Annotated in this window: 15 protein-coding genes; 12 read left to right on the top strand and 3 right to left on the bottom strand. The window is 63.5% G+C overall.

Annotation, left to right across the window (positions count from 1 at the left end; translation table 11 throughout):
* Positions 1-637: 637 nt before the first annotated feature.
* Both C0Z18_RS22160 and C0Z18_RS22155 read right to left on the bottom strand, forming a co-directional pair.
* Complete coding sequence (locus C0Z18_RS22160) at positions 638-841, bottom strand: hypothetical protein (RefSeq protein ID WP_102647595.1); 204 nt, start codon at positions 839-841, stop codon at positions 638-640.
* Positions 842-992: 151 nt separating this feature from the next.
* On the bottom strand, positions 993-1,622 hold the full coding sequence (locus C0Z18_RS22155; RefSeq protein WP_102647594.1) for a LysE/ArgO family amino acid transporter: 630 nt from the start codon (positions 1,620-1,622) through the stop codon (positions 993-995).
* Between the two features lie 97 nt (positions 1,623-1,719).
* On the opposite strand from C0Z18_RS22155, the gene C0Z18_RS22150 reads away from it, so the two are divergent.
* Together C0Z18_RS22150 and C0Z18_RS22145 are read left to right on the top strand one after the other, a co-directional pair.
* A complete protein-coding gene (locus C0Z18_RS22150) occupies positions 1,720-2,616 on the top strand; it encodes a LysR family transcriptional regulator ArgP (protein WP_102647593.1) in 897 nt (298 codons plus the stop codon).
* A gap of 201 nt (positions 2,617-2,817) precedes the next feature.
* Complete coding sequence (locus tag C0Z18_RS22145; protein ID WP_102647592.1) at positions 2,818-3,390, top strand: helix-turn-helix domain-containing protein; 573 nt, start codon at positions 2,818-2,820, stop codon at positions 3,388-3,390.
* A 94-nt stretch (positions 3,391-3,484) separates the two neighbouring features.
* On the opposite strand, the gene C0Z18_RS22140 is transcribed toward C0Z18_RS22145, so the two are convergent.
* A complete protein-coding gene (locus C0Z18_RS22140) occupies positions 3,485-4,411 on the bottom strand; it encodes a LysR family transcriptional regulator (RefSeq protein ID WP_102647591.1) in 927 nt (308 codons plus the stop codon).
* A gap of 396 nt (positions 4,412-4,807) precedes the next feature.
* Between C0Z18_RS22140 and C0Z18_RS22135 the strand changes: the two genes are divergently transcribed.
* The 10 genes from C0Z18_RS22135 to C0Z18_RS22090 all read left to right on the top strand — a co-directional run bounded on the left by C0Z18_RS22135 (position 4,808) and on the right by C0Z18_RS22090 (position 14,127).
* A complete protein-coding gene (locus C0Z18_RS22135) occupies positions 4,808-5,722 on the top strand; it encodes a SphA family protein (RefSeq protein ID WP_102647653.1) in 915 nt (304 codons plus the stop codon).
* Between the two features lie 94 nt (positions 5,723-5,816).
* The gene (locus C0Z18_RS22130; protein WP_102647590.1) at positions 5,817-6,977 is read left to right on the top strand and encodes an alpha/beta hydrolase family protein; all 1,161 of its coding nucleotides are present in this window, start codon (positions 5,817-5,819) and stop codon (positions 6,975-6,977) included.
* A 32-nt stretch (positions 6,978-7,009) separates the two neighbouring features.
* Entirely contained in the window at positions 7,010-7,960 is a 951-nt protein-coding gene (locus C0Z18_RS22125; RefSeq protein WP_102647589.1) for a VOC family protein, read from the top strand.
* Between the two features lie 19 nt (positions 7,961-7,979).
* On the top strand, positions 7,980-8,333 hold the full coding sequence (locus tag C0Z18_RS22120; RefSeq protein WP_102647588.1) for a Rieske (2Fe-2S) protein: 354 nt from the start codon (positions 7,980-7,982) through the stop codon (positions 8,331-8,333).
* Between the two features lie 53 nt (positions 8,334-8,386).
* Complete coding sequence (locus C0Z18_RS22115; RefSeq protein ID WP_102647587.1) at positions 8,387-9,517, top strand: FAD-dependent oxidoreductase; 1,131 nt, start codon at positions 8,387-8,389, stop codon at positions 9,515-9,517.
* A 15-nt stretch (positions 9,518-9,532) separates the two neighbouring features.
* Positions 9,533-10,738, top strand: coding sequence for an MFS transporter (locus C0Z18_RS22110; protein WP_102647586.1), 1,206 nt, complete (start codon positions 9,533-9,535; stop codon positions 10,736-10,738).
* Complete coding sequence (locus C0Z18_RS22105) at positions 10,735-11,550, top strand: cyclase family protein (protein WP_102647585.1); 816 nt, start codon at positions 10,735-10,737, stop codon at positions 11,548-11,550. The genes C0Z18_RS22110 and C0Z18_RS22105 overlap by 4 nt, the downstream gene beginning before the upstream one ends.
* Positions 11,547-12,143, top strand: a complete 597-nt coding sequence (locus C0Z18_RS22100; protein WP_102647584.1) for a cupin domain-containing protein — start codon at positions 11,547-11,549, stop codon at positions 12,141-12,143. The genes C0Z18_RS22105 and C0Z18_RS22100 overlap by 4 nt, the downstream gene beginning before the upstream one ends.
* Positions 12,140-13,147 carry a fumarylacetoacetate hydrolase family protein gene (locus C0Z18_RS22095; protein WP_102647583.1) on the top strand — a complete coding sequence of 336 codons (1,008 nt, stop codon included), beginning with the start codon at positions 12,140-12,142 and terminating at the stop codon, positions 13,145-13,147. The genes C0Z18_RS22100 and C0Z18_RS22095 overlap by 4 nt, the downstream gene beginning before the upstream one ends.
* Complete coding sequence (locus C0Z18_RS22090; RefSeq protein WP_102647582.1) at positions 13,144-14,127, top strand: NAD-dependent epimerase/dehydratase family protein; 984 nt, start codon at positions 13,144-13,146, stop codon at positions 14,125-14,127. Before C0Z18_RS22095 ends, C0Z18_RS22090 begins: the two co-directional genes overlap by 4 nt.
* Positions 14,128-14,181 lie beyond the last annotated feature (54 nt).

Here is a 14,181-nt window from a genome sequence, read left to right as displayed (position 1 = left end):
ATATTTACCCTCAATTGGCATATCGAGGGCAGCGGGCGTTACCTTACGGGCGTATCGCGATTTGTGTAAATAGAGACGCAGGTCCAAACGACTTTTTATGAAATGTTCAATATTTACGCGGGTTTGAGCGATCGTTTAAAACGGCCCGCAATGTGAGATTTCACCTCGATCTCATGCCGATTGAGTGAATCTTTTCGAGATGCGTGTCAGATGCGCCCTTCGCTTGCTACAGCGGCCGCGGGCCAATAGAGAGGGAGTACGGCCGATAGCGTGGCGGAAACGTCGTTGAAAATTCCCGATAACTACGCCGCGCTCAACCAAACGACGGATGAGTCGATCTTCGCGCTCTGACATGAGCGTACGGAATGTGCAGTTGCGGAAACGTTATGTGAGGCGGGTTAAAAGCGCTATGAATAATAGCGTTGTCGTAGATGTTTAATATGTTTATCGGTTGAATTATTCGACAAGACGAGCGCCACTCCTAAAGTCGTCACATCGATTGCGGCTGAAATCGATTCAGATTGCAGTGCAATAAATGGGGAGGCGTGACATTCCAGATTGCCACGGAAGGGGGCGAGGTGGAGCACGCCGGTTGCGCCGAGCGCAACCGGGCATGCAACGGGATGGTGTGCGCGTGTTAGACCGTCGGCAAAGCGGCTCTTGGAGTCGGCTTGGGCGCCGACGGCGGCGCCGGGGTATGGCTGACGACCTTGCCGCCCGCGACGACGTCGCTATCGGGTGCGTCTGTCCGGTCGACGTGGCCTTCTTGCAGAATCACGCACATCGCGACGAGCAGCGCGAGCGCAACCGACAACAGGACAAAGTAGCCGACGATTTTCATGAACGAACACCTCGCAGCCGGGGGGCGCGCGCGAGACGCGCGCAAACGATTGCCGACGAGCGTTTATAGCACGATCTAGTGACAGTTCATGAATCAGGACGGTTAGGTGTCCGATCTATTGGGAGTGTTCGGGCGGCGGCGCCGAACCGCGTTAGCGCAGTTGCGCCGCCGCGACGAACAGAACCATGCTTCCGATGGCGCCGTCCAGCACGCGCCAGGCGGTCGCTCGACGAAAGAGCGGCGCCAACAGACGCGCGCCGTATCCGAGCGAGACGAACCAGAGCGGGCTGATCGTCATCGCGCCGAGGGCGAACGCCATTCTCGCGCCTTCGGGTTCGCGTGCGCCGGCGGTGCCGATCAGCAGCAGGACATCGACGTACACGTGCGGGTTGAGCCAAGTAAAGGCGAGCGTCATTAGGACTACTGACCAGCCGCTTTGGGGCGCCGGGGCATGAGCCGGCGCCTGCTGGCTCGCCACGTCCATCACCGCGTGGCCGGGGCGCCACGCACGCCGCAGCGTCGAAATGCCGAACCAGGCCAAGTAGGCGAGGCCGCCGTATAGGACGAACTCCACGACGCGCGGATAGCGCGCGGCGAGCGCGGCCGCCCCACCCACCCCGGCGGCGATCAACAAGAAGTCCGACACGGTGCAAAGCGCCACGATCTTGCCGACGTGCGAACGCATGATGCCTTGCCGGAGCACGAACGCGTTTTGCGCGCCGATGGTGACGATAAGGGAGGCGCACAGCGCGGCGCCGTGGGCGTAAGCGGTCCAGTTCATGATGAGGCGGGTAGACGATACAAGTGGATGGCGTTAGTCTGCATGCCGGATGCATCTAAGAACAGCTAATTCGCCTTAACGCGATTAAGGAACGCTAATGATCGACTATGCCCTGCTCGATGCCCTTGCCGCGGTGGTTCGGCACGGCTCGTTCGACCGGGCCGCGAGCGAGTTGAACGTGACGGCTTCGGCTGTCTCTCAGCGCATCAAGCTGCTGGAGGAGCGCGTCGGCAGCGTGCTCGTCAAGCGCGGGCAGCCATGCGTCGCGACCGCGTCGGGCGCCTTGCTATGCCGTCATACCGAGCGCGTGCGGCTGCTCGAGGCGCAATTGGCCGACGACATGCCGTCGATGGCGGGCTCTCTGCTCGGGCAGTCGTGGCCGACGCTGCGCGTGGCCGTGAACGACGACAGCGTCGGTACGTGGTTCGTCGATGCCGTGGCGGCGTTTTGCGCCGAACGCCGCATGCTGCTGGACCTCGTCATCGACGATCAAGACCATACGGCCCAGCGCATTCGCGACGGCAGCGTGCAAGGGGCGGTGACGACACAGGCCGAGCCGGTGCAGGGGTGCCGTTCCGTGCGGCTGGGGCGGATGCGTTATCTCGCCGTATGCTCGCCCTCGTTCTTCCATCGCTATTTCGGGGAAGGGGTGAACCGCGACGCGCTGCGCCGGGCGCCGTGCGTGGTGTTCAATCCGAAGGATGCGCTGCAAGCGCGCTTCATGCGCCGTCTGACGCGGGCGGACATCGATCCGCCGCAGCACTGGCTACCGCACGTGGGCGGCTATTTGCGCGCCTGCGTGACGGGCCTCGGCTGGGGCATGTGCCCGACGCAAATGATCGAAACGTTACTCGAGCGCGGCGAGCTCGTCGAACTTGCGCCGGGCCGCCATCTCGACGTCGATTTGTATTGGCAGAGCTGGCGTTTGTCGATCGGATGGCTCGACGAATTCAGCGCCGTGCTCAAGCGGCGCGCCGGCGAATTCTTGGATTAACGGCCTTATCGCCTTATCGGTTGGGCATTGGTAAGCTACGGTAAACCCTCATAAGTCACGTCCTTTTTGCGTAAGACCTTCGGATTCTGGCAACATAGAGTGCTTTGTCTACCCGGTAAGAACGTTGCGCGAAGACGCAACGGGCGCTCAGCGCCGCATAACTAGCGGTCTTCCCCAACCACTGCGAGCAGTGCATTTCCTATGGTTTTGAACGTCGAAAGTGCCCGCCAAGCTGCGGATTTAGGCAGCAAGATCCGAGCGCTGCGGCACCGGTTGCATAAAACGCTCGATGAAACGGCAACGGTGGCAGGAATCTCGAAGCCGTTTCTGTCGCAAGTCGAACGCGGTTTGGCCACCCCGTCGCTGACGTCCCTCGCCGGTATCGCCACCGCGCTGGGCGTCACGCTTCAGTACTTTGTCGATACGCCGAGCGAGGAACGCTCGGTGAGGCGATCGGGGCAATTGCGTTTTTTCAGCTTCGCCGATTCGACCGATCTATTCGCTCGGCTCACGAACTCGTCGGTCGGCAGTCAACTGGAAAGCATTCTGGTGCGATTGCCCCCGGGGCAACCCTCGGCGGAGGTGACGACGCACGCAGGTGAGGAATTCGTCTATGTCATTTCGGGTGAAATGTCGTTGACGCTGGAAGGCAAGACGTTCGCGCTTTACGCGGGCGATAGCGCGCACTACGAATCGACGGTGCCGCACAGTTGGTCCAATACCGGGAAGACCGAAACCACGCTCGTTTGGGTCGGCACGCCGAGGCTTTTTTGACGGACTGACTTCGCGTTGCGTATCGGGCTGCCGGCTCTAGCCTACGGGCGATCTTGGCAGGTCGCCGGTCACCGCGGACCGCAGCGGCCCCGTTTCAGCGAGCCTCGTGGCGTGCTTCGTCCATCGCCGTGACGGCCTTTTTCAATAGCCCACGCAACCAAGTGAGCCCGGGGTCCAACGTGCGGTGCTTGTGCCATTGCATGAACTGCTCCATGGTAGGTACGGCGATCGGCACGTCGCGCAGCACGATCGGAAGGCTGCGCGAGGCTTCTTCGGCGAGCCGCCGGTGCATGGTGGCGATGCGGTCCGTGCCGACCAGCAAATAGGGTGGCGACACGAAGCTGTAGGTACTCGCCTCCACTCGCCTCACGACGCCCAGGCGCTCGATGAACCAGTCCGAGAGCACCGCCTGTCCATCTCCGACCTGGACCACGACATGGCCTGCCGCCATATATCGCTCGTGCGTCATCTCACCCCGTGCGAGCGGGCTCCGGTCCCATACCACGCAGCAATACGTCTCTTCGAGCAGCAAGTCGGCAGGATGCTCGGTCGAGCAAAACTCCTTCGGAATGATCAACAGGTCCGCTTCCCCGCGCTCCAGCGCGCGATGGGGGTGGGCGATTTGCGGCCGCAGATCGAAGCGGATGTGCGGCGCCTGTTCATAGGCGAGCTTGAACAGGTGCGGCATCAGCGTCGTCATGGTGTAGTCAGAGACGAACAGACGGAAGAGGCGGCTTGCTTGCGCCGGCGCGAATTCGGGCTGCGCCGCCACCGTCGCGTCGACACGCACGAGAATATCGCGCACGGGCTCCCTGAGGGTTTCGGCGCGCGGCGTCGGCTCCATCTTGCGACCGACCTGCACGAGCAACTCGTCGTTGAAGTATTCGCGCAACCGCGCCAGCGCGTTGCTCATCGCCGATTGGCTCAAATGGATCTTTTCGGCGGCCCGGCTGATGTTCTGTTCGCTCAAAAGGGCATCGAGCGCCACGAGCAAGTTGAGGTCGAGCTTGTTGAACCGCATGCGTGCTGTCTCCGCTCACGCGTATCAGGGTTTAGCCTGAAAGTATTGATGCCGTCGATATCGGCAATGGATCGAATCCATTTTTAGGGTACCTCGACCTATCTTAACCTAGTGCCGTGCTTGGGGTCGATGCAGTGCCGTCATGGCGATAAACCCGGATAGGACACCGCATCTCGAAGCGGTATGGCGTGCACCGTCGCATCGAGAGGCCCGCGTCAGGCACTTCGGTGCGAACGGACCGCCGTACGCCGTCCGTTCGCACCGGGCTTTCCACTATCAAAGAGACACCAGGCGGCGCAGGCGCCCCTAGGTCGAGGAGACGAAATGAAGATCCCATGCGAAGCGCCCACCGAGGGGGGCGACGCCTTCCATCGGACGGCCGGACGAAAGGCATCGATGCCCAAGAAGCTGATCGCGGCCGTCGCCGGCTGCATGATGTTGGCCGCCGGTTCGATGAAAGAAGCACAGGCATTCGAGAGTGGCGTTTCCCCTTATCCGGCCGGCGCGGTCGGCACGAACATCGCCAACTTGCCGCCGATTCCCGGGTTATTCGCGTTGGAGCAGTTCAACTACACGTTCGCGAACGGTCTTTACGGCAATGACGGCAAAAAGCTGCCGATTCCATTCCGTACCTCGGTGTATTCGGCAACTACGCGTCTGCTGGTGTCCTATCCGTTTCACCTCGTTGGCGCGAACGTCTATACGCAGTTGGTGATTCCGGTCGTGTCGCTGCATACGAGCGTTTTCGGACAGTCGAACACGCAGAACGGCCTAAGCAACATCACGTTGACGCCGGTACTGCTGCAATGGCACCTCTCGCCGAACCTGGCGATCGCGTCGGGCATCGATTTCGCCTTCGAAACGGGTTCCTACAGCCCCGTCAAACCGAGCGTCGCGGTGGGTTACACCTCGGTCCAACCGGTGCTCGCCGTTCGCTACAACGTTCCTAACGGCATCGACGTCGGCATCGAGAATCGCTTTTTGCTCAACTCGAAGAACGGCGCGACGAACTATCGCTCGGGCGACGGCTACGTGGCTGAGTTCAATGCCGGCTGGAACTTCGGTCCGTGGAAGCTCGGCGTGGTTGGGGCGTATTTGAATCAGTTCGGCGACGACAAGGCGAACGGCGTGAACGTGGGCAATCGGATGAAGACGTTCGGCATCGGCCCGTCGGTCGTCTACGACGCTAGAACCTGGAACGTCAACCTCAACTATCAGCACGGGTTCTATGCCGTGAATACGGCCAAGAGCAGCAGCATCTGGCTGAACATCGCCATCCCGTTATGGCCGGGCTTCGGGCGTAAAGGATAGACAGTACCACCGAGGCCATGCGCGTACGTGAGTGAAGCCGTTTCATCGATGCCGCCATCGGGCGATCCACCATTTTTAACCAACGCAATCAGCCATGTTTCGTTACTTTCCTACGAACTACGTTTGGGATTTGTCCGTCAATCTCGCGATCGAAATGGGCGCGCGCATCGGCGAAATAGCGCAAATGTGCGCGCCCCTGCAAGAGGCGGCCAAGCAGCCGGATGCGCAGGGGACCCGCGCGTTTCGAGATGCGTGGCTGGAGACGGCCGATCGGCTTTGCGATCTTGCGCGGGAAGACGAAGCGCGAGGGCGGCTGTTGTCGGCGGGCGAGAAATACAAGCGGGCCGCGATTTATCTGATCACGGCCGAGCGGATGCTGGCACACGATGCACCGGGGCGCATCGACCTGTACCGCCGCTCGCTCGATACGTTCGGCAAAGGGATCGCGCTTTGCGGCGAGAACTGCGAACGGGTCACGATTCCATACGGCGACAAGCAGTTGGCCGGCCTGCTCGTGAAAGCGACGCATGCCGGCGGGCGCGACCCGCTGCTCGTGCAAGTGAACGGGCTCGATTCGACCAAGGAAATGAAGTACTTGGTGGGTCTGCCTGCGTGGCTCGCGCGGCGCGGTGTGTCCTCGCTGATCGTCGACCAGCCCGGCACAGGCGAAGCCCTGCGTTTGCAGGGGCTGCACGCGGTCTATAACTCGGAGGTTTGGGCAAGCCGAATCGTCGACTGGCTCGAAGGCCGGGACGATGTCGATTCGAAACGGATCGGCATGGAGGGTGTTTCGCTGGGCGGCTACTACTGTCCGCGCGCGGTCGCCTTCGAGCCGCGCTTCGCATGCGGTGTGGTGTGGGGTGCCAACCACGACTGGCGCGACGTGCAAAAAAAGCGCCTGCAGCGCGAAGGCAACTTCCCTGTGCCGCATTACTGGGAGCACGTCCGTTGGGTTTGGGGCGCGAAAGACATCGACGACTTCATGCGCATCGCCGAGGACGTCCATCTCGACGGTGTGCTCGATCGCATCAAAGTGCCGTTCCTCGTCACGCATGGCTCCAAGGATTCGCAGATCCCGGTCTCCTGGGCGCACCGTACGTATGAACAGCTCGTGAACAGCCCGAAGCGAGAGCTGAAGATCTTCACGGAACGCGAAGGTGGTGTACAGCACTCGAGCTTCGACAACTCGATCAACGCGGGGCACTTCATCGCCGATTGGGTCGCCGAAACGCTCGGCGGACGCACCGCACTTTGACCTATTCAACTTTTCATCGGCACGCATATCACATGGACATTCTTGGACCCGATACGCTCGTCTTCGGCGTGGACGACGTCGCTGCCTGCACCACGTATCTGATCGATTACGGTCTGGTGCCGGTTCGCTGCGACGATACCGGCGGCCGCTTCGAGGCACTCGACGGCACGGGCATCGAAATCGCGCACCGTGACGCTTCCGGCTTACCGCCCGCACTCGGGACGGCGAGCATGCTGCGCAAGACGATCTACGGCGTGGCGGATACCGCGGCGCTCGATGCGATCGCCGCCGAACTGCGCCGCGATCGCGAAGTGCGCGTATTGGCCGATGGCTCGATCGAATCGGCCGACGACATGGGCTTTGCGCTCGGCTTCCAAGTGACCGCGCGCCGCGCGCTGTCCTTGGCCGCGGAGCAGGTGAACTCGCCCGGTGCGCCGGCGCAGCGCGCGCCGAACGTCGTGGCGGTCAGCGACGATGCCGAGCTCACTCCGCGCACGCTCTCTCACGTCGTCTACTTCGTGCCCGATGCCGCAAAGGCTGAAGCGTTCTATGTGGAACGTCTCGGCTTTCGCTGCACGGACCGCTTCACGGGTGTCGGCCCGTTCCTGCAGCCGGCCGGCACGCTCGACCATCACACGCTATTCATGATCCAGACGCCGCCGTTCATGAAGGGCTGCGAGCACTTCACGTTTCATATGGGCGGACCGACCGAAGTGCTGCAAGCCGGCGCGCGTTTCGTCGAGAAGGGCTACCAATCGTTTTGGGGACCGGGGCGGCACCGCTTCGGCTCCAACTGGTTCTGGTACTTCAACAGCCCGCTCGGGTGTCACGTCGAGTACGACGCCGACATGGATTTGCATGACGTCGCGTGGACTGCGCGCGAGGCGCCGATGGGCGCAGACGCGTCGCAACTGTTCCTGTTCCAGCACCGCGAGAAGTGGGCGCCGGGCGGTCCGCCGGCGGCTGGCGCCAAAGCGGATTGACCACGCACTTCACGCCACCATGTCCAAGCCAATCCCGCCGGTGCGTCTCGCGGACGTCGACGATCTGCCCGATCCCGGCGCGCGAGGCTTCGATCCGGGCAAAGCGGGACGCGATACGCTGTTCGTCGTGCGGCGCGGCGCGGAGCTTCACGCCTATCGCGACGCCTGTCCGCACTTCGGCAATACGCAGATGGCCTGGCGCAAGGACGCTTATCTGAACGGAGACGGCACGCGCATCGTCTGCCACGCGCACGGTGCCCAATTCGATATTGCGAGCGGCGAGTGCCTGCTCGGGCCTTGCCTCGGTCAGCGGCTCGTGCCCGTGGAAATCGAAGTGACGAGCGACGGCGATATCGTGCTGATCGCGATATGAATAGCAAACACATTCACCGGACTTAGAACCGGACGTAAGAAGGAGACACTCGAATGACCGCCCCTATTCAACGCGTCCTCGTCATCGGCGGAGGTTTCTCCGGCATGGCGACGGCGATCCAATGCGCGAAGCTCGGCCTCACGGTCGAGCTCGCCGAGATCGACCCGGGCTGGCGCTCGTACGGCGCCGGCATCAGCATCGGCGGTCCGACGCTGCGCGCGCTGCGCACGATCGGCGTGCTCGACGCTTTCCTCGAACGCGGTTACGGCGGCGACGGTGTGAACCTGTTCACCGCGAACGGCCATCCGATCGGCACGCTGCCCACGCCGCGCGTGGCCGGGGAGGATGTGCCCGGAGGCGGCGCGATCATGCGTCCGGTCCTCGCGGACATTCTGGCCAAAGCTATGATCGCGGCGGGTGCACGCGTGCGTCTAGGCTGCACGTTTTCGCGGATTGCGCAGCGTGACGACCGGGTGGACGTGCAATTCACGGATGGGACGCAGGACAGCTACGACCTCGTGGTAGGGGCCGACGGTCTCTATTCGAAAGTGCGCGAAGCTTTGTTCCCCGATGCGCCGAAGCCGCGCTATACCGGACAAGGCGTGTGGCGCGCCGTGGTGCGGCGGCCTGCGGATATCGCCTGCGCGACGATGTGGTTAGGGTCGCGAGTTAAGGCGGGCGTCAATCCGGTCTCGCCCGATCAGATGTATCTCTTCGTCACCGAGGACAGGCCGACGAACGAACACATCGACCCCGCCGAATGGCCGCGCATGCTGTCGGATTTGTTGGCGCCGTTCGATGTGCCGCTGCTGCAGTCCATTCGTGCGCAGCTCGGGCCGCAATCGCAGTGCAACTACCGCCCGCTCGAAAGCCTCCTGGTGCCGATGCCCTGGTTCCGCTCACGCGTGGCACTGGTCGGCGACGCGGTGCATGCCACCACGCCGCATATGGCGGCGGGGGCGGGTATCGGCATCGAGGATGCGATCGTCCTCGCCGAGGAACTCGGGCGTCACGCGACGGTTGAGGCCGCATTGGAGGCGTTCCAGGCACGTCGCTGGGAACGCTGCCGCATGGTCGTGGAAAACTCCGGGCGTCTCGGCGAGATCGAGATAGCAGGCGGCGACAAGGCGGAACACGAACGCATCATGCGCGAGACACTCATGCGTCTCGCGCAACCGATCTGACCGAGCGGAGACACGATGAAAGCGAATCTTTCTTCCGCGGTCCCGGTACATGGCGATTCGGCGGCCGAAGCCGACGCGGCCGGGCAGCTCGGCACGCTCGGTATAGCCGCATTGATGATTGCGCATTGCGCAGGCATGGTCGATCTGGTCGCTTTGCCGGTCTGGGTCGGCACGTTGATCGGTGCATACGGGCTCGATCCGCAGCAAGCCGGCTTGCTAGCCACGCTGTTCCTGTCCGGCGCCGTCGCGAGCAGCCTGTTCTTTTCGCCGCGCTTGAATCGCTTGCCGGCGCGCACGATGGCGGCCATCGGTTTCGGCATCGCGGCGCTCGCCTTTCTCGGCGTGGTGTCGGCCGGCGGCTATCCGGCGATGGCCGTGCTGCACACCGTTGCCGGCCTCGCTGTCGGATGTGCGCTGAGCTTCACGCACGGTACGATCGGCCGTAGCCGCAAGCCGCACCGCCTGTTTGCGATCGCAGGCCTCGCGCTGGGCCTTTTCGCCATCGCGTTTCTCGGCGCCACGCCGGGGCTGATCGCGGCGCATGGCGGCCCGACGCTGTTTCGCGTCTTCGCGGGCGTCATGGGCGTTGCCGCGATTGCATGCGCGTTCGCTTTTCCGTCGCTGAGGGCGGAACGCAATACGGCCGTGGCCGAGGAACCCCGTTTCGAGCGCGCCGTATGGTTTGGCATGCTGGGCGTCGGGTGCATGGCGCTGACGCAGGCGATGCTGTTCAGCTTCGTTCAGCGCATCGGCCTCGACCGTGGTTTCGGTCTGCCCGCCGTAACGGCAACGCTGATCGCGCTCGGGTTCGTGAACCTGTTTCCCGCGCCGGTCGCCGGGCTGCTCGAAACGCGGATTGCCGGCAGCAGGGTCGTGCAGGCAGGGCCGGTTGCACAGGCGGTGCTCGCCGTGATCATTACGCAAAGCCTGGCGTTCGCGCCGTACGCGCTGGCGACCTCGGTTTTTGCCGCGGTCATGATCTTCACGCATACCTTCGCGTTCGGCATGCTGGCCCGCATCGACAGAACCGGCCGCGCCGTCGCCGCGACCCCGGCGATGCTGATGACGGGCGCGGCGATCGGCCCCGTGCTCGGCGGCACGCTCGTCAAGCAGTCGGGCTACGGCAGTCTCGGCATCGCGGCGGTGCTGGTCACGATCGCCGCCGTGCTCTGCTTCTCGCGGCTCGAACGCCGCCCCACGCTATCAGGAGCCCAAGCGTGAAACCCATGCGCCGATTCGTCGACCTCTCGATCTATTTGGAGAACGACGTTCTTTCCGATCCGCCGCCGCTTGCGCCGAAGATCACCTACCAGAAGCACGCCGATACGCTGCCTGAATTCATGTCGATGCTGCCCGGCACGAAACCCGAGGACTATCCGGACGGCGAGGCGGCTGCCGCCGAGTGGGTCACGCTCACGACTCACAGCGGCACGCACCTCGACGCGCCCTGGCATTTCCATTCGACGATGGACGCGAAACTCGGCGAAGCGAAGCCTTCCATTACGATCGATCAGGTTCCGCTCGAATGGTGCTTTCAGCCGGGGGTGAAGCTCGATTTTCGGCATTTCGCGGACGGCTACGTGGTCACCGCCGCCGATGTCGAGGCGGAACTCGCACGCATCGGTCATGCATTGCAGCCGCTCGATATCGTCGTCGTCAACACGCGGGCCGGAGCTCGCTATGGGCACGGCGATTATGTCAACGCGGGCTGCGGTATGGGCTATGAGGCGACCCTGTATCTGCTGGAGCGCGGGGTTCGCCTGACCGGCACGGATGCTTGGAGTTGGGATGCGCCGTTCTCGTATACGGCGAAAAAGATCGCGGAGACGGGCGATATGTCGTTGATCTGGGAAGGGCACAAGGCGGGGCGCGACATCGGCTATTGCCACTTGGAGAAGCTGCACAACCTCGAAGCATTGCCGCCGACCGGCTTTACGATCAGTTGCTTCCCGCACAAGATCCGGGCCGCTTCGGCCGGATGGACGCGTGCGGTTGCAATCTTCGATGCAAACGATGCGGGGAGTGCATCATGACCTTTCCGGCGATACGCCGTGTGGTGACCGGGCACGATGCCGACGGCCGAGCAGTCGTCGCATCCGACGGTCCGCTCCCGACCGTTGCGGAAATCGCCGCGATTCCGGGCACGGTATTCCACGAAGTATGGAGTACGTCGGAGACGCCGGCTGCCGTGAACAACGCACCGGATCCGACGACGGGCGCGCTCGTGCTGCCCCCGCCGAAGCGCGGCACGCGCATGCGCTTCGTCGATATTCCGCCCGATACGCCGGAATTCCTCGCGCATGGCGCGGCGAAGATGCACGCGGCGTTCAGCGAAGTCGGCGACGCGGCGGCGTCGACGGTCAAAGCCGACTCCCCTCATCCGCTGATGCATCGCACCGAGTCGATCGACTATGGCGTGGTGATCGAAGGCGAAATGACGTTGATTCTCGACGATGCCGAGGTTGCGCTGGCACCGGGCAGCGTGGTGATCCAGCGTGGGACCAATCATGCCTGGGCGAATCGGTCGGGCCGTCCCTGCCGGATGCTGTTCGTTCTGATCGACGGCACCTACGATGCCGCGATCGCGGCTGCGCTCGCGGTGCCTGAGCAAGGAGGCGCACGATGAAATTCGCTACGTTGGCCGATGGCGGCCCTGAAGGCCGCTTGCTGCTCGTATCGCGCGATCTTCGTTATGCCGTCGAGGCTGCGCCGATCGTCGGCAGCTTGCTCGGCGCACTCGAGCGTTGGGACGAAGTCGCGCTGAGCCTACAGTCGCGTTACGACGCACTGAACGCAGGCGAGGTGCCCGAAGCGCAGCCGTTTCACCCGTCCGCGTGCGCGGCCCCGTTGCCGCGCAGCCCCCAGTGGTGCGACGGCTCGGCGTTCCTCAACCACGGCCGGTTGATGGAGCAGGCATTCAATACGCCGCCGATCCCCGAGTTCGACACGGTGCCCGTCATGTATCAAGGGGCGAGCGACGATTTTCTCGGCCCGGCGAGCGATGTGCCGATGCCCGACGAAGCGGACGGTATCGACTTCGAAGGCGAATTCGGCGTGGTCGTGGGGCGCGTGCCGATGGGGACAACGGCCTCCGAAGCGCTCGGGCATATTCGCCTGATCGTGCAGTTGAACGACTGGAGCCTGAGGGCGTTCGGCCCGCGTGAGATGAAAAGCGGTTTCGGGTTTCTACAAGCCAAGCCTTCCACGAGTTTCGCCGCGGTCGCCGTCACGCCCGACGAACTCGGCGAGCACTGGCGCGACGGCCGTGTCCATCTGAAGCTGCACGTCGAATGGAACGATCGTTGGTTCGGTCATCCGCATGGCGGTGAAATGAATTTCGGCTTCGGTGAACTCATTGCTCATGCGGCGCGCACGCGCAGGCTAGCGGCGGGGACGATCGTCGGATCCGGCACGGTGTCGAACGTCGGCCGTGACGTGGGCTCGGCATGCATCGCGGAGCGCCGGGTGATCGAGATGATCGACGAGGGGAGCGCGCGTACGGGTTTTATGCGCTTCGGCGATCGAGTCAGGATGACGGCCCACGACGATGCGGGCCAAGCGCCGTTCGGCACAATCGATCAGCGCGTCGTGCGCGCGCCGCGCGCGGGTGAGCAGGAGTGGCAGCCATGAGAGTGCTGGTGACCGGGGCCGGGGGATTCATTGGCAGCGCGCTTGTCTCGCGATTGCTGCATGAAGGCATCGCCGAGGCCGGCGACGTGTCTGTACTGCTGCTGCTGGACCGGCAATTCGACGCACCGCGCGACGATGCTCGCGTGACCGAGGTTGCGGGCGATTTCAGCCGGCCGGAGACCCTCGATCCGTTGCTGTCGAAAGCGGTCGACGTCGTCTTTCATCTGGCGAGCATGCCCGGCGCCCAGGCCGAGGCTGAACCCGCCGAAGGTGACCGAGTGAACTTGTGGGGCACGCTGGCGCTGTTCGAGCGCCTGGCGAAGCAGGCGGCGGTACATGGGCGCGCCGCACGCGTCGTCTTTGCCAGCAGCGTCGCGGTCTATGGGGAATCGCTGCCGCCTAGCATGGACGAGCACACCGAGGCTCGGCCGGCGATGAGCTATGGGGTGCACAAGCTGATCGGCGAATGGGTTCTTGCGGACTGGACGCGGCGCGGCAACTTGGATGGCCGCTCTCTGCGCTTGCCGGGAATCGTGGCACGTCCCGAGCGCTCCTCGGGACACGGCTCGGCCTTCATGAGCGAGATTTTTCGAACGGCACAGCGCCGTGAGGCCTATACATGCCCCGTCTCGCCGGCGGCGACGGCTTGGTGGATGTCGCGCGGATGCTGCATCGACAACCTCCTGCACGCCGCGCGCTTATCCGAAGAAGACTTGCATGCCGGCCGCGTCTGGACGCCTCCGGTTCTGCACCTATCCGTCGAACAGATCGTCGATGCGCTGGTCCGGCGCTTCGGTTCGTTCGAGATCGGCTACGCGCCGGTCGATCGGATCGAGCAGCGCTTCGGCCGGCAGCCGCCGTTGATCGATCGCCGGGCGATGGAGGCCGGATTTCGACATGACGGGACGATCGACGAATTGGTGAGCAACGCCCTCGAGTTGGAGGCGGCTGGGCTACCTTCTGAATCCAGGCAGACATGACTCGCATCGACGAGGTGGAACCCTACATGGAAGGCCCCATGACACATGGTTGAA

Origin of the sequence: Trinickia dabaoshanensis (genome assembly GCF_002879885.1) — a bacterium.
GTDB lineage: Bacteria > Pseudomonadota > Gammaproteobacteria > Burkholderiales > Burkholderiaceae > Trinickia > Trinickia dabaoshanensis.
This window is presented reverse-complemented; position numbering and strand designations above follow the sequence as displayed.

Bases quoted from the DNA above. Each gene is read 5' to 3' on its own strand.
- C0Z18_RS22095 (WP_102647583.1), top strand. From the start codon at position 12,140: ATGAAATTCGCTACGTTGGCCGATGGCGGCCCTGAAGGCCGCTTGCTG.
- C0Z18_RS22140 (WP_102647591.1), bottom strand. From the start codon at position 4,411: ATGCGGTTCAACAAGCTCGACCTCAACTTGCTCGTGGCGCTCGATGCC.
- C0Z18_RS22125 (WP_102647589.1), top strand. From the start codon at position 7,010: ATGGACATTCTTGGACCCGATACGCTCGTCTTCGGCGTGGACGACGTC.
- C0Z18_RS22145 (WP_102647592.1), top strand. From the start codon at position 2,818: ATGGTTTTGAACGTCGAAAGTGCCCGCCAAGCTGCGGATTTAGGCAGC.
- C0Z18_RS22130 (WP_102647590.1), top strand. From the start codon at position 5,817: ATGTTTCGTTACTTTCCTACGAACTACGTTTGGGATTTGTCCGTCAAT.
- C0Z18_RS22100 (WP_102647584.1), top strand. From the start codon at position 11,547: ATGACCTTTCCGGCGATACGCCGTGTGGTGACCGGGCACGATGCCGAC.
- C0Z18_RS22135 (WP_102647653.1), top strand. From the start codon at position 4,808: ATGCCCAAGAAGCTGATCGCGGCCGTCGCCGGCTGCATGATGTTGGCC.
- C0Z18_RS22115 (WP_102647587.1), top strand. From the start codon at position 8,387: ATGACCGCCCCTATTCAACGCGTCCTCGTCATCGGCGGAGGTTTCTCC.
- C0Z18_RS22110 (WP_102647586.1), top strand. From the start codon at position 9,533: ATGAAAGCGAATCTTTCTTCCGCGGTCCCGGTACATGGCGATTCGGCG.
- C0Z18_RS22120 (WP_102647588.1), top strand. From the start codon at position 7,980: ATGTCCAAGCCAATCCCGCCGGTGCGTCTCGCGGACGTCGACGATCTG.
- C0Z18_RS22150 (WP_102647593.1), top strand. From the start codon at position 1,720: ATGATCGACTATGCCCTGCTCGATGCCCTTGCCGCGGTGGTTCGGCAC.
- C0Z18_RS22090 (WP_102647582.1), top strand. From the start codon at position 13,144: ATGAGAGTGCTGGTGACCGGGGCCGGGGGATTCATTGGCAGCGCGCTT.
- C0Z18_RS22160 (WP_102647595.1), bottom strand. From the start codon at position 841: ATGAAAATCGTCGGCTACTTTGTCCTGTTGTCGGTTGCGCTCGCGCTG.
- C0Z18_RS22155 (WP_102647594.1), bottom strand. From the start codon at position 1,622: ATGAACTGGACCGCTTACGCCCACGGCGCCGCGCTGTGCGCCTCCCTT.